Annotated in this window: 15 protein-coding genes and 2 pseudogenes; 11 read left to right on the forward strand and 6 right to left on the reverse strand. The window is 74.5% G+C overall.

Going from position 1 to position 13,815, the window contains the following annotated elements; translation table 11 throughout:
• The 5 genes and pseudogenes from JNW87_RS23375 to JNW87_RS23395 all read left to right on the forward strand — a co-directional run.
• Positions 1-209 (forward strand): annotated as a pseudogene (locus JNW87_RS23375) (cell division protein DivIVA); the annotation flags it as partial.
• The gene (locus tag JNW87_RS23380) at positions 206-703 is read left to right on the forward strand and encodes an SRPBCC family protein (protein ID WP_109800034.1); all 498 of its coding nucleotides are present in this window, start codon (positions 206-208) and stop codon (positions 701-703) included. The pseudogene JNW87_RS23375 and the gene JNW87_RS23380, both read left to right, overlap by 4 nt.
• Before the next feature lie 40 nt (positions 704-743).
• On the forward strand, positions 744-1,340 hold the full coding sequence (locus JNW87_RS23385; protein WP_109800049.1) for a DNA-3-methyladenine glycosylase I: 597 nt from the start codon (positions 744-746) through the stop codon (positions 1,338-1,340).
• Positions 1,341-1,402: 62 nt separating this feature from the next.
• Positions 1,403-2,023, forward strand: coding sequence for a hypothetical protein (locus JNW87_RS23390; RefSeq protein ID WP_109800035.1), 621 nt, complete (start codon positions 1,403-1,405; stop codon positions 2,021-2,023).
• Between the two features lie 64 nt (positions 2,024-2,087).
• A complete protein-coding gene (locus tag JNW87_RS23395) occupies positions 2,088-2,840 on the forward strand; it encodes an SDR family NAD(P)-dependent oxidoreductase (protein WP_109800036.1) in 753 nt (250 codons plus the stop codon).
• 32 nt (positions 2,841-2,872) lie between these two features.
• Here the strand turns inward: JNW87_RS23395 and JNW87_RS23400 are convergent, their stop codons facing one another.
• A complete protein-coding gene (locus JNW87_RS23400) occupies positions 2,873-3,664 on the reverse strand; it encodes an enoyl-CoA hydratase/isomerase family protein (RefSeq protein WP_109800037.1) in 792 nt (263 codons plus the stop codon).
• A gap of 4 nt (positions 3,665-3,668) precedes the next feature.
• Positions 3,669-4,487 carry a PaaX family transcriptional regulator C-terminal domain-containing protein gene (locus tag JNW87_RS23405; RefSeq protein ID WP_109800038.1) on the reverse strand — a complete coding sequence of 273 codons (819 nt, stop codon included), beginning with the start codon at positions 4,485-4,487 and terminating at the stop codon, positions 3,669-3,671.
• 187 nt (positions 4,488-4,674) lie between these two features.
• On the opposite strand from JNW87_RS23405, the gene JNW87_RS23410 reads away from it, so the two are divergent.
• Positions 4,675-4,842 (forward strand): DUF3117 domain-containing protein, encoded by a 168-nt coding sequence (locus JNW87_RS23410; protein WP_007455245.1) that lies wholly within the window; start codon positions 4,675-4,677, stop codon positions 4,840-4,842.
• Between the two features lie 143 nt (positions 4,843-4,985).
• Complete coding sequence (locus tag JNW87_RS23415; protein WP_109800039.1) at positions 4,986-6,455, forward strand: M17 family metallopeptidase; 1,470 nt, start codon at positions 4,986-4,988, stop codon at positions 6,453-6,455.
• Positions 6,456-6,503: 48 nt separating this feature from the next.
• Here JNW87_RS23415 and JNW87_RS23420 read toward each other — a convergent pair whose 3' ends face one another.
• Complete coding sequence (locus JNW87_RS23420) at positions 6,504-7,112, reverse strand: O-methyltransferase (protein ID WP_201749459.1); 609 nt, start codon at positions 7,110-7,112, stop codon at positions 6,504-6,506.
• A gap of 255 nt (positions 7,113-7,367) precedes the next feature.
• Between JNW87_RS23420 and JNW87_RS23425 the strand changes: the two genes are divergently transcribed.
• Together JNW87_RS23425 and JNW87_RS23430 are read left to right on the forward strand one after the other, a co-directional pair.
• Positions 7,368-8,678 carry a S1C family serine protease gene (locus JNW87_RS23425; RefSeq protein ID WP_201749460.1) on the forward strand — a complete coding sequence of 437 codons (1,311 nt, stop codon included), beginning with the start codon at positions 7,368-7,370 and terminating at the stop codon, positions 8,676-8,678.
• A 72-nt stretch (positions 8,679-8,750) separates the two neighbouring features.
• Positions 8,751-9,176, forward strand: coding sequence for a preprotein translocase subunit TatB (locus JNW87_RS23430; protein WP_109800041.1), 426 nt, complete (start codon positions 8,751-8,753; stop codon positions 9,174-9,176).
• Positions 9,177-9,265: 89 nt separating this feature from the next.
• Here JNW87_RS23430 and JNW87_RS23435 read toward each other — a convergent pair whose 3' ends face one another.
• From JNW87_RS23435 to JNW87_RS23445, 3 genes are all read right to left on the reverse strand, one after another.
• Positions 9,266-10,414: a P-loop NTPase gene (locus tag JNW87_RS23435; protein WP_109800042.1), complete on the reverse strand. Its 1,149-nt coding sequence runs from the start codon at positions 10,412-10,414 to the stop codon at positions 9,266-9,268.
• A gap of 97 nt (positions 10,415-10,511) precedes the next feature.
• On the reverse strand, positions 10,512-11,120 hold the full coding sequence (locus JNW87_RS23440) for a DUF1003 domain-containing protein (RefSeq protein ID WP_109800043.1): 609 nt from the start codon (positions 11,118-11,120) through the stop codon (positions 10,512-10,514).
• On the reverse strand, positions 11,113-12,399 hold the full coding sequence (locus tag JNW87_RS23445) for a magnesium transporter MgtE N-terminal domain-containing protein (protein ID WP_109800044.1): 1,287 nt from the start codon (positions 12,397-12,399) through the stop codon (positions 11,113-11,115). Before JNW87_RS23445 ends, JNW87_RS23440 begins: the two co-directional genes overlap by 8 nt.
• Before the next feature lie 33 nt (positions 12,400-12,432).
• On the opposite strand from JNW87_RS23445, the gene JNW87_RS23450 reads away from it, so the two are divergent.
• Positions 12,433-13,302: a PhzF family phenazine biosynthesis protein gene (locus JNW87_RS23450; RefSeq protein ID WP_109800045.1), complete on the forward strand. Its 870-nt coding sequence runs from the start codon at positions 12,433-12,435 to the stop codon at positions 13,300-13,302.
• Positions 13,303-13,398: 96 nt separating this feature from the next.
• Positions 13,399-13,815 (forward strand): annotated as a pseudogene (locus JNW87_RS23455) (hypothetical protein); the annotation flags it as partial.

The following is a 13,815-nucleotide window of genomic DNA, read 5'->3' on the forward strand; positions in this document are numbered from 1 at the left end:
AGGTCGTCCCGGTCGCGGCGCCGGTCGACCAGGAGCCGGCCGACCGCCAGGTGCCGCTCCGGCCGCCGGCCGACCCCACCGCCTCCCCTGCCGCCGACGCCCCGGCCACCGACCCCGCCGGCACGGTCGGCCGGACCGCGCAGGGCCCGGCCGGCGACGACGACGATGAGCGGGAGCGTGGCGCGGTGGTCCGGTCGGAGTCGGCGTGACCGGGCCGGAAGGCACCGACGGGCTGGCCGAGGCGGCCCAACCCGGCGCCGGCGAGGTGACCGCCACGGTGATCGTCGACGCCCCGGCCGAGCGGGTCTTCGCGGCGCTGACCGCCTGGGAACGGCAGTCCGACTGGATCCCCTTCACCACCGTCCGGGTGGTCGAGGGGGACGGTGGCGAGGGCACCCTGGTCGAGGCGGTCACCGCGCTCGGTCCGGCGGTGCTCCGCGACGAGATGCGGGTGGTCCGGGTCGACGCGCCGTACGAGGTCGGGGTGGTGCACTGCGGGCGGCTGCTGCGCGGGCCGGGCGTGCTGCGCTGCACCCCGGTGGAGCGGGACCGGACCCAGGTGGTCTGGCACGAGTGGTTCCACCTGCCCGGCGGGACCGCCGGCCGGGTCGCCTGGCCGGTGCTCTGGCCTGGCTCGAAGTTCGGCCTGACCCAGGCGCTGAAGAAGTTCGCCCGGCTGGTGGAGCAGGGCCGACTGCCCTGACCGGCGCCCGTTGTCGGTGGGCTGGCCTACCGTGTACGTCGTGACTGACCTGGTGACCGGCCCGGACGGGCTGCCCCGCTGCGCCTGGGGCGCGAGCACCCCCGACTACGCCGTCTACCACGACACCGAGTGGGGCCGGCCGCTGCGCGGCGACGACGCGCTCTACGAGCGGCTGACCCTGGAGGCGTTCCAGTCGGGCCTGTCCTGGCTGACCATCCTGCGGAAGCGACCGGCGTTCCGGCTCGCCTTCGACGAGTTCCGCATCGACAAGGTCGCCGGCTACGGCGAGGCGGACGTCGCCCGCCTGCTCGCCGACGTCGGCATCGTGCGCAACCGCGCCAAGGTCGAGGCGGCGATCGCCAACGCCCGGGCCGCGCTGGACCTGCCCGACGGGCTCTCCGCGCTGCTCTGGTCGTACGCGCCGGCGCCCCGGGCCGCCCGACCCCGGTCCTTCGCCTCGGTGCCGGCCCTCACCCCCGAGTCCACCGCGCTGGCCAAGGCGCTCAAGAAGCGCGGCTTCCGCTTCGTGGGCCCGACCACCGCGTACGCGCTGATGCAGGCCACCGGGATGGTCGACGACCACCTCGCCGGCTGTCACGTGACCGTCGCGGAAGCCGGGGCCACCGGCCGGGCGTGACGGCGACGGCGTCCGGCCGACGTGACGACGCCGGCCCCGGCCCGGCGTGATGGGATTGGACCATGACCGACACCGAGGTCCGCGCGAGCGGAACGATCGACGGCGGCGGGCCCGGCGCCTGGGCGGTGCTGCTGCCCGCCGAGCGGTACGAGGCCGAGCGGCTCGTGCACCACGACACCCTGGAGCTGACCGGGCTGGACGGGTCCGCCCGGCCCCGGCCCGGTGACCCGGTCGCGGTGCTGGTCGACGCGCCGCCCCGGCTGGTGGCGCTCGGTCGGGTCGCCGCGGCCACCGCCGAGACCCGGGAGGATCCCGACGACCCGCAGTCCGAGGCCGGTCCGGGCGCGCTCGTGGTGACGTACACCCGGCGGGTCTTCGACGAGCCGGTGCCGGCGGACGGCCTGGCCCTCGACGGGCCGGTGACCGGGCTGGACGTGGCCACCTGGCGGGAGTTGGCCGACCGGCTCGGCCCGCCGCCGGCGCGTCGCTCCTGGCTGGTCAGCCTGGACGTGCCGATCGAGGCGGCCTCGCCCGCCGAGGCGGTCCAGCTGTTCTGGGCGTACGTGCAGGAGCTGGGGCCGCGCGAGCTGCCGGCGTTCGTCTCGCCCTCCGGCGACGAGTTGGCCATGCAGGCGTTCGTGCTCGGGCAGGAGGCCAACCAGGATCCCGAAGAGGACGACTGACCGGCCGGCGCCCGGTTACGGTGCCGGGGAGGGCCGGCGCCGGCCGGTCCCCGGAGGGGGTGCGATGCGGTTCCAGGACAGGGTCGCGCTCGTCACCGGCGGGGCGTCCGGGCTCGGCGAGGCGGCCGCGCGACGGTTCGCCGCCGAGGGCGCGAAGGTGGTGGTCGCCGACATCGACGCCGAGGGCGCCGAGCGGGTCGCGGCCGGGCTTCCCGACGGGTACGCGGTGACCATGGACACCGGGGAAGCTGCCTCGGTGGAGCAGGGCATCGCCGACGCCGCGCAGCGGTACGGCCGGATCGACGTCATCTTCAACAACGCCGGCATCGACGGGCAGCAGCAGCCGTTGCACGAGATGGACGTGGCGAACTGGGAGCGGGTGCGCCGGGTCAACGGCGACGGTGTCTTCTTCGTCCTCCGGTACGGCATCGAGGCGATGCTGCGCGGCGGCGGTGGGGCGATCGTGAACACCTCCTCCACCACGGCGCTGGCCGCTCAGGAGAACATCTCCCCGTACACCTTCACCAAGGCCGGGATCGTCGGCCTGACCCGGTCGGCGGCGATCGAGTACGCGGCCCGCGGCATCCGGGTCAACGCGGTGGCTCCCACGGTGCTGCTGACCCCGCTGGTGGAGCACTTCATCGACAGCGCGCCGGACCCGGGGCAGATGCGCCGGCAGATGGAGTCGTTCAACCCGAAGCCGGGCATCCCCACCCCGGACGACGTGGCCGGGGTGGTCGCCTTCCTCGCCTCGGACGAGGCCGCCTGGATCACCGGCCACACCGTCCCGGTCGACGGCGGTTACGTGGCCCGCTGACCGCCACCGGTACGCGGGCGGCGCCGCGCGGGTCAGTGTCCCTCGAAGACCGGTTTCTGCTTGTTCACGAAGGCCATGGTGGCGGCCTTGTGGTCGCTGGTGGCGCCGCAGATCGACTGGGCCTGCGCCTCGGCGGCGAGGGCGTCGGCGAGGGTGCCGGCATCGGCGATGGAGAGCTGCCGCTTGATCGCCCCGTACGCCACGGTCGGGCCGGCGGCGAGCCGGGCGGCCAGCTCCTGCGCGGTGGGCAGCACCTGCTCGTCGTCGTCCACCAGCTTGTTCAGCAGGCCCAGCCGGCAGGCCTCCTCGGCGCCCACCGGCTCGGCGAGCATCAGCAGTTCGACGGCCTTGGCGTGGCCGACCAGCCGGGGCAGGGTCCAGGAGGCGCCGGTGTCGGCGGCGAGTCCCACCCCGGCGAAGGCCATCAGGAACCGGGTCTTCGGGCCGCCGATCCGGAAGTCGGCGAGGAAGGCCAGCGAGGCGCCGGCCCCGGCCGCCATGCCACGGACCGCGGCGACCACCGGCTTGGGCAGGTTGGCCAGCCGGGCGGCGATCGGGTTGTAGTGGGCCCGCACGGTGGCCAGCGGGTCGGCGTCGGCCGCCTCCAGGGTCTGCACGTGCTCGCGGAGGTCCTGCCCGGCGCTGAACGACCCGCCCGCTCCGGCCAGCACGACCGCCCGGCAGGAGCGGTCGCTCTCCAGCTCGGCGAGGGTGTCCCGGAGCGCCTCCTTGAGCGCCACGTCGAGCGAGTTCATCGCGGTCGGGCGGTTCAGCGTCAGGGTCACGACGGCGTCGGTGCGATCGACGAGCAGCGGCTCGGTCACGTTCTCAACGACCCTTCTGTCGGGCGAGGCGGTTGTTGGCGTCGAGGCACTGCTCGACGTACCGGTCGGCGGCCGGCCGGAGCCGGGCCGCGTGTCGGTCGAAGAAGCTGGCCGCGCTGGTGCCCGGCCAGCGCTCGGGGAGCAGCGCCGGGGGGAGCTGCGGGTCCCGGAAGAGGAAGGTACGCCACGCGTGCACGAGCCGGAATCGGGCGGCGTACGCCTCCTCGTCGCTGCTGCGTACGGTCACGCCCGTCAGCAGCGGCTTCTGCTCGGCGACGAACCGTTCGTACGCCCGGCCGATCTCGGTGAGGTCCCAGGCGCGGCGGACCACGCCCATCGCCCCGGGGGTGCCGGCGGCGTGCGCGGCGGTGAACCGCTCGTAGCGCACGCCGGCCTCGGCGAGGAGGACGTCCACGTCCTCGCCGGGGCGGGTGGCCACCCAGGTGCAGTCGTCGAGCGTGCCGTAGCCGAGGAAGGTCAGGTTGGCGGCGAGCCGCTGGCGGTCCCGTCGGGAGGCGGGGGCCTCCAGGACCAGCAGATCGAACCGTCCGTCCCAGCTGACCCGTCCGGTCCGGTAGATCCGGGCGGCCGCTTCGTCGAGCCGGCGGGCTGCCTTCGGCGTGATCGAATATCCCGGCCCGGAGGCCAGCCGGAGCGGGTCGAGCCAGCCCTGGCGGACCATCCGGGAGACCGCGGTGCGCACGGCCGGTGGTGCGATCCCGAGCGGCGCCAGCAGCTTGACCAGGGCGGCGACGGGTGCGCGGCCACCCCTCGCCCGGAGGTGGTCGCCGTACAGGTCGAAGAGTGCCGACCGTGCCTGCATGACCGCACATTGTGACAGGCCTATCCAAGATAAGCTAGATGCTGTTACATCAATGCTGCTTCGGTTTGGGTCCGGCGGTGTTCATCAGGGAAAATCGTTGTCGACACCCCGCGAAGGCTGCGGCGGTGATGGCGAAATGGCTGTGGGGCAACCCACCGACCCTGGTGTAGGTCTGAGGGGAGACAACATGGCGGCGATGAAGCCGCGGACGGGCGACGGTCCGCTGGAAGTCACCAAGGAGGGCCGGGGCATCGTGATGCGGGTCCCGCTGGAGGGTGGTGGCCGGCTCGTCGTCGAGATGACTCCCGACGAGGCCAACGCGCTCGGTGACGCGCTGAAGGCAGCCGCCGGCTGATCGAGGAGCGGTCCGCACGGCGTGCGCCGTGGGGACGGTTCGTCTTGCCCTGAGCCACCGGCCCAGCCGGTGCTCAGGGCCTTCACAAGCCGGGAAGCGGCGGTCTGTCCCGCTTCGCGAACTTTCTGGAGGTACGGTCCAGCGTGCTGGCCATTCGTCTGGTGAACGGGCCCGAGCGGCTCGACACCCTCGTCCTGCCCATTCGTCCCGTCGGGCCGGCCGAGGGACCGGACGTCCCGGCCGCGCTGGTCCCGACCGCGCCGCCGGCTCCCGGCGACGTACTCGCCGAGGCCGACGCCCTGCTGCCCGCCACGCGGCTGGCCGGGCGCGCCGGCGAACTGCACGAACACCTGCGACCCCGCGGGACACCGCAGCGGCTGGTGCTGCTCGGTGTCGGCGAGGGCGACGAGCGGGGCTGGCGGATCGCCGGAGCTGCGCTCGCCCGGGCCGTCAAGGATGAGACACACGTCACAGTGATGCTGCCGGCCGACGCCGCGGCGCTGCGCGGCCTCGCCGAGGGGCTGCTGCTGGGGTCGTACCGGTTCCGGATGACCGAGGCCGGCGGGGCGCCCGCGCTGGCGGAGGTGGACGTCGTGGTGGGCGACCCGGACGCGCTCGCCCCGACCCTGGCGGCGGCCCGGACCACCGCCGAGATGACCCGGCTGGCCCGGGACCTGACCAACACCCCCTCCTCGCTGAAGAACCCGCAGTGGTTCGTCGAGCAGGTCGAGGCGGCCGTGGCCGGTCAGGCCGACCTGACCCTGCGGGTACGTCAGCCGGAGGAGCTGGCGGCCGAGGGGTTCGGCGGGATCCTCGCCGTCGGCCGGGGCTCGGCCAGCGGCCCCCGCCTGATCGAGCTGGACTGGCGCCCGGCGGACGCGGCCACCCATGTCGTACTGGTCGGCAAGGGGATCACCTTCGACAGCGGCGGCATCTCGATCAAGCCGGTGCCGGCGATGAAGCTGATGCGCAAGGACATGGCCGGTGCCGCCGCCGTGCTCGCCGCGACCCTGGGCGCCGCCGCGCTCCGGCTGCCGGTGCGGATCACCACGCTGGCGCCGCTGGCCGAGAACATGGTCAGCGGGTCCGCGTTCCGGCCCGGCGACGTCATCCGCCACTACGGCGGCCTGACCAGCGAGACCACCAACTCCGACGCCGAGGGGCGGCTGGTGCTCGCCGACGCGCTGGCGTACGCGGTGCAGGAGCTCGAACCCGACCTGCTGGTCGACCTGGCCACCCTGACCGGCGCGAACGCGGTGGCCCTCGGCAAGCGGCACGGCGCCCTCTACAGCGAGAACGACCAGCTCGCCGGGGACCTGCTGGCCGCGATCGACGCCGCCGGTGAGGCCGCCTGGCGAATGCCGCTGCCGGCCGACTACGTGGAGTACCTGGGCAGCGACCTGGCCGACCTGCACAGCTCCCCGGCCCAGGGCGCCGGCTCGGTGACCGCCGCGCTCTTCCTCCGCGAGTTCACCGGCGACCTGCGGGACCGCTGGGTGCACGTCGACATGTCCGCCCCCTCCTGGGCGGAGGACGACGACGCCGAACTGACCCGGGGCGCCACCGGCTGGGGCGTACGCGGGCTGCTGCGCTGGCTGGCCACGCTGGGCTGACGGCGCGTTCCGACCCCGCGCCCGGCGGCCGCCGCGCGCGGGGTCGGCTCAGCACTTCACGGCGGCGAGCAGGCCGTGCCCGACCGGGAGCAGCGCGGGGATCCAGTGCTCCGACTCCCGGATCGCCTTGATCGTCTCCCGGACGGTGACCGTCTCGACGTCGCGGGCGGCCGGGTCGCCGATCCGCCCGCCGGCCAGGGTGCCGTTGAGGGCGAGCACCCCGCCGGGCCGCAGCAGCCGCAGCGCGGCGTCCACGCAGGCGGTGAAGCCGGTCGCCTCGGCGTCGACGAAGACCAGGTCGTAGACGCCGTCCGCGAGCCGCGGCAGCACGTCGAGGGCCCGGCCGGTGATGATCCGGGTACGCCCGGACGCGAACCCCGCCTCGACGAAGATCCGGCGGGCGATCCGCTGGTGCTCCACCTCCACGTCGATGGTCGTGAGCACCCCGTCGGGCCGCATGCCACGCAGCAGCCAGACGCCGCTGACCCCGGTGCCGGTGCCGATCTCCACCACCGCCCGGGCGTTGCCGGCGGCGGCGAGCAGTCGCAGCGCGGCGCCGGCGCCCGGCGTCACCGCGTCGACGCCCACCTCGCGGGCGAGGCTGCGGGCGGTCCGCAGCACCAGATCCTCGGTGACGTAGGACTCGGCGAACTGCAGGGCCTGGGCCGTCGAGTTGCCGGAACTGGCGACCGTGGCGATGGGACACCTCCGGGCGGCGGGAGTGGTGCGGGGGGCGGGTTGGCGGTATGAGCCTAGAGGCGGGACCCGACGGGCGCAGCCGCGAGTCCGTCGCTTGACGATCACGGGCGGCAACCGCTGACTCCACCCGGGGCATCCGTGCAATCCTGGACGGTATCCCGGGTGGCGTTGCCGGACGGCTCCGCCGGATCGCGGCGCGGGATGCGGGACGGACTGGGAGGCACCGACGTGACCGACGGCTGGGACTGGCGCCAGCCCGGCGGAACTCCGGCACCGGCGGGACGGCCGGCGTCCGGTTCCCCGCCCGGGCCGTACGGGGGCGACCAGGCGTCGCCCTGGTGGTCCGACGCGCTCGCCGACCCGTGGCGCGACCCGTACGCCCCCGCCGCGGTGGTGGTGCCGGCCCTCCCCACCGACGGCGGCGAGCCGGAGCCGGTCACCGACCCGGACGCCCCCGGCCGCCCGAAGCTGCGGCAGGTCGTGCTGATCTCGCTGCTCACCGCCCTGCTGGCCGGCTCGCTCGGCAGCGCCCTGACCTACGCCTTCCTGCACGGCGGGGCTGGCGCCAGCGTGCTCGGCGGCGGTCCCGCCGAGGCCCCGGCCCTGGCCCAGCGCAAGCCGGAGTCACTGGCCGGCGTCGCCGAGAGGGTCCTGCCCAGCGTGGTCACCGTCCGGGTGGCCAGCCTCGGCGGGATCAGCGAAGGTTCCGGCTTCATCGTCAGCGCCGACGGGCACGTGATCACCAACGACCACGTGGTGGCGGGCGGCTCCGGCAAGGCCACGGTGGTCTTCGACGACGGCAGTTCCACCCCGGCGACCGTGGTCGGGCAGGACCCGGAGTCGGACATCGCGGTGATCAAGGTGTCCCGTACCGGGCTCAAGCCGGTGGAGTTCGGCGACTCCGACGCGCTGGCCGTCGGCGACCCGGTGCTCGCCATCGGCTCGCCGCTCTCGCTGGCCAACACGGTCACCGCCGGGATCGTCAGCGCCCTGGACCGGACGATGCAGGCCGGCGAGCCGGGTGGCCCGGTGCGCTACTACGCGGCGATCCAGACCGACGCGGCGGTCAACCACGGCAACTCCGGTGGCCCGCTGGTCGACGGTGCCGGACGGGTGGTCGGGGTGAACTCGACGATCAAGTCGCTGGTCGCCGACGGGCAGGAGGCCGGCAACATCGGCCTCGCCTTCGCCATCCCGATCAACCAGGCGAAACGGGTCACCCAGGACATCATCGGCACCGGCAAGGCCCGGCGAACGGTGATCGGCGCCCAGGTCGGCGGCACGGGCGCGGCGGCCGGCACCGGCGTACGCCTCAACGCGGTGGAGCCGTCCGGCCCGGCCGCGGCGGCCGGGCTGAAGGCCGGCGACGTGATCCTGCGGCTGAACGGCCGGCCGATGACCGAGCCGGCGGATCTGGTCGCGCTGGTCCGCAAGTACGCGCCCGGCTCGGTGGTGACGGTCGAGTACCGGCGGGGATCCGCCCGCCAGAACGCCTCGGTGACGCTCGCCGCAGATGCGAAGTGAGCAGCGGTCACCCCCTCCCGGAGCGGCCCCCGACGTGCGTAGTCTTGCCGTGACACGGACGAGGAGGCCGGAGTGCTCGACAACCTGAACTGGTGGGAGATCGGCGCGCTGCTGCTCCTGGCGCTGCTGATCTTCGGGGACCGGCTGCCCACCGTGATCAACGACGGCCTCCGGATGGTCCGCAACCTGCGCAACATGGCCCGCAACGCCACCGGCGACCTGAGCCGCGAGCTGGGCACCGACATCCAGCTGGAGGATCTGCACCCGAAGGCGTTCATCCGGAAGCACCTGCTCACCGAGGAGGACGAGCAGGCCATCCGGAAGCCCCTGCAGAGCGTGTACGACAACCTGCGCTCGGACGTGACCGGCGTGCACAACGAGCTGAAGGACGTCGCGAACGCGGCGGACCCGCGGGGCAACGGCAAACGCCCGGCCACGGCCACCGGCGGCACCGCGCCCGCCCCGGCCCCCCGCCCCAGCTACGACGACGCCACCTGACCGTCGGGCCGTTCCTTCTCTCCCTGCTTCCCCCCGCTCCGGACACGACGAAGGGGCACCCCGTCACGGGGTGCCCCTTCGTCAGTCGGTCAGCGGCCGGCGGGCTTGAGGCCCAGCGGCTTGCCGACGAGAGACTCACGCCGGACCGCCAGGCGGTCGGCGACCTGGTTGAGCGCCTTGGCGGCCGGGGCGTCCGGCTCGGCCAGCACGATCGGGATGCCGGCGTCGCCGCCCTCGCGCACCCGGGTGTCGAGCGGGATCTGACCCAGCAGCGGCACCTGCGCGCCGATGGTCCGGCTCAGCGACTCGGAGACCGCCTCGCCGCCGCCGGCGCCGAAGACCTCCACCCGGGAGCCGTCCGGCAGCTCCATCCAGGACATGTTCTCGATGACCCCGACCACCCGCTGGTGGGTCTGCAGCGCGATCGCGCCGGCCCGCTCGGCGACCTCGGCGGCCGCGGCCTGCGGGGTGGTGACCACCAGGATCTCCGCGTTGGGGAGCAGCTGGGCCACCGAGATGGCGATGTCGCCGGTGCCCGGGGGCAGGTCCAGCAGCAGGACGTCCAGGTCGCCCCAGTACACGTCGGCGAGGAACTGCTGCAACGCCCGGTGCAGCATCGGGCCACGCCAGACCACGGCCGCGTTGCCCGGGGTGAACATGCCGATCGAGATGACCTTCACGCCGTGCGCCTGCGGCGGCATGATCATGTCCTCGACCCGGGTCGGGCTGCCCTCGGCGCCGAGCATCCGGGGCACCGAGTGGCCGTAGATGTCGGCGTCGACCACGCCGACGGCGAGGCCGCGGGCGGCCAGCGCGGCGGCCAGGTTGACCGTGACGCTGGACTTGCCGACGCCACCCTTGCCGCTGGCCACGGCGTACACCCGGGTGCGCGAGCCGGGCTGGGCGAACGGGATGACCGGCTCCTGGGTGGCACCGCCGCCGCGCAGCTTTGACTGGAGCTCCTGGCGCTGCTCGGGGCTCATCACGCCGAACTCGATCTCGACACCCGTCACGCCTGCCACCGCGGCCACCGCGGCGGTGATGTCGGTGCGCAGCTTGTCCTTCAGCGGGCAGCCGGCCACGGTGAGCAGCAACTCGACCCGGACGACGCCGTCGTCACCCACCACCGCGGAGCGGACCATGCCCAGCTCGGTGATCGGCCGACGGATCTCCGGGTCGTTGACGGTGGCCAGGGCGGCCTGGATCGCGTCGGAGACGGTGCTGACGGGTGCTGACATGCGGGCAATGTTACGTCGGTGGTCATCGGCGGCCGCCGCTGGCGGGGGCCGGTGTGAGCGAATCGATCGCACCCGTCGGCGGGCGGTTGGACCGGGCTCAGCCCTCCGGGCGGCCGTCCCGGGCGGCGAAGTCGCCGTCCAGGTCGTCGCGGGGCTCGTCGAGCGGCTCGCCCCCGCTGCCGCGGGAGGCGCGCTCCTGCTGCCGGCGTTCCAGCCTGTGCCGGCGCTGTGCCGCCTCGTCCAGCTCCTCGGCGAGCCGGGCCAGCTCGGAGCGGAGGAAGTCCCGGGTGGCCACCTCACCCATCGCGATCCGCAGCGCGGCGATCTCCCGGGCCAGGTACTCGGTGTCCGCCTTCTGCGCGGTGGCCCGCCGCCGGTCCTCCTCCAGCGCCACCCGGTCCCGGTCCGCCTGCCGGTTCTGCGCGAGCAGGATCAGCGGCGCCGCGTACGAGGCCTGCAACGACAGCACCAGGGTCAGGAACGTGAAGGTGTACGGGTCGAAGCGCAGGTCGGGCGGGGCGAGGGTGTTCCAGGCGAACCAGGCCGCGATCACCACCGTCATGTAGACGATGAAGTTCGCGGTGCCCATGCCCCGGGCGATGCCCTCGGACCACCGGCCGAACGCCTCCGGGTCGAACCGGGGCAGCTTGACGCCCCGGGGCTCGCGCGGCTGGTCCAGCCGCTCGGCCCGCCGCTGGTCACTCATTGGCGCCGTCCGGCCCGGTGTGGGCGGCGGGCGGGGCCGGTACGGCGTCCCGGTCCCGCCAGTCGCGGGGCAGTGAGTGGTCCAGCACGTCGTCCACGGTCACCGCGCCGACCAGCCGCATGCTGCGGTCGACCACCGGCATGGCGACCAGGTCGTAGGTGGCCATCCGGCGGGTGATCTCGGGCAGCGGCGTGGTCGGCCGGAGCGGGTCGATGTCGTTGACCACCACCCCGCCGAGCAGGTCCGCCGGGGGCTCGCGGAGCAGCCGCTGGAAGTGGACCATGCCCAGGTAGCGGCCGGTGGGGGTGGTCAGCGGCGCCCGCGTCACGAAGACCTGCGCGGCCACGGCGGGGGAGAGCTGTTCCTCCCGGATCCGGGCGAGCGCCTCCGCGACGGTGGCGTCCGGCGGCAGGATCACCGGCTCCGACGTCATCACGCTGCCGGCCGTGCCCGAGGCGTACCGCAGTAGCTGACGGACCGGGTCGGCCTCGTCCGGCTCCATCAGGTCGAGCAGCACGTCCTGCTCCGGCGGGGGCAGCTCGTTGAGCAGGTCGGCGGCGTCGTCCGGGTCCATCTCCTCCAGCACGTCCGCGGCGCGTTCCCGGTCCAGCGCGGCCAGGATCTCCACCTGGTCGTGCTCGGGCAGTTCGCTGAGCACGTCGGCCAGCCGCTCGTCGTCCAGCGCGGCCGCCACCTCGTTGCGCCGGGCGTCGGGCAGGTCCTGCAGGGCGTTGGCCAGGTCGGCGGGGCGCATGTCCTCCAGCACGGCGAGCAGGTTGGCCGTACCCCGGTTGGCGGCGATGTCGCTCAGGCCGCGCACCCGGTCCCATTCGACCTGGTGCAGGTGCCCACGGCGGGTGAGCCGGCCGGTGTGTTCGCGGACCGCGACCCGGGTCAGTGCCCACTCGCCGCCCCGGCTGTGCTCCATCGCCACGTCGACCACCGTGCCCGCCTGGCCGCCCGGCTCAAGCTGCACCCGCCGGTCGAGCAGCTCCTGGAGCACCAGCAGCTCGTTCGGGCGCTTCTCGAAGCGGCGCAGGTTGAGGGTGCCGCTGCCGAGCACGACGGCGTCCGCGTCGATGGAGGTGATCCGGTTGATGGAGAGGAAGATCCGCCGCCGCATCGGCATCTCGGCGACCAGCCCCACCACCTCGGGCGGACGTTGGGTCGGCCGGAGCCGGGCCACCGCGTCGCGTACCCGGCCCACCTGGTCACCGTTCGGGTCGAAGACGGCGACTCCGGCGAGTCGGGCGATGTAGACCCGGTTCGGCGTGCTCACGGGCACCAGCCTAAGCGCCTAGTGTTTATCAACATGTCGACCTTGGCCTACGAGATCGTGGACGTCTTCACCGACCGCCCCTTCGCCGGCAACCCGCTGGCCGTGGTGTTCGGCGCCGAAGGGCTGGCCACCGAGCAGATGCAGGCGCTCGCGCTGGAGTTCAACCTGTCCGAGACGGTGTTCGTGCTGCCGCCCACCCAGGTCGGGGCGACCTACCGCGCGCGGATCTTCACCCCGGCCGAGGAGCTGCCGTTCGCCGGGCATCCGAGCGTCGGCGCCGCGGTCACCGCCAGCCGGCGCGGCATGTTCGAGGTGGGCCGGGTCACCCAGGAGTGCGGCGCGGGCGTGCTGCCGATCGAGGTCACCGCGACGGGCGCGACGCTCACCGGCGGCTCGCCCACCCTCGGCCCCGAGCTGGATCCGGAGCCGCTGCTGGAGATGGCCGGCCTCACCGCCGCCGACCACGCCGGCCCCGCGCCGCGGGTGGCCGGCTGCGGCCTGGAGTTCCCCTACCTTCCGGTACGTCCCGACGCGGTGGCCCGCGCCCGGGTGAATGCGGCGGCGGCGGAGCGGTACGGCGTGGAGCACGTCAGCGTCTTCTCCTGGGACGCCGACACGCAAACCGCGCACGCCCGGGTCTTCGTGCCGGGCCTCGGCGTGCCGGAGGACCCGGCGACCGGTTCGGCCGCCCTCGGGCTGGGCGTCTGGCTGGTCGCCAGCGGGCTGCTGCCCGGCGAGGGCCGCTCGGAGTACGCCGTCCGCCAGGGCGTCGAGATCCACCGGCCGTCCGCGCTGGCCTGCACGGTCACCGCGGCGGGCGGGGTGGCGGTGGGCGCGACGGTGGCCGGCCAGGTGATGCCGGTGGCGCGCGGCGAGATCGCAGTCCCGCCCTTCGTGGGCTGACCGGGCCACCGGAGCCGCCCACGACGCCGGGTGGGCGATAGCGTGCGGCTGACGGTCCCCGCCGGCCCGGCCGGCGGCGTACGAGAGGATGTCCGGGTGACGGACGAGCTGGACGGTCGGGAGACGACGCCGCTGGTCGACGAGGCGGTGAAGAAGGCGGCCGTCTGCTGGGTGAGCGTCGCGGACGGGCGCGTACGGGCTGTGGTGCCTGCCGCTCGACGGCGCGCTCCTCGTGGTCACCGGGCCCGGCGAGCAGTCCGCGCCCGGCCTGGCCGACGCCACCGAGGCCCGGGTCACCCTGCGCGGCGACCACGGCGGACGGATCGTCACCTGGCCGGCCCGGGTGACCCGGCTGCGGCCCGGCACCGAGGAGTGGACCACGGCCGCGCCGCTGGTCGCGGCGAAGCGGCTGAACGCGCCCGGTCCCTCGGCCGGCCTGGTCGACCGCTGGGCGGCCGAGGGCTGCGCCCTGAACGGCTGACGCCGGCGGGCGCGCCCGCCACGGGCCGCCGA

The sequence above is a fragment of the Micromonospora sp. ATA51 genome, assembly GCF_016802855.1.
Classification (GTDB): Bacteria; Actinomycetota; Actinomycetes; order Mycobacteriales; family Micromonosporaceae; genus Micromonospora; species Micromonospora sicca.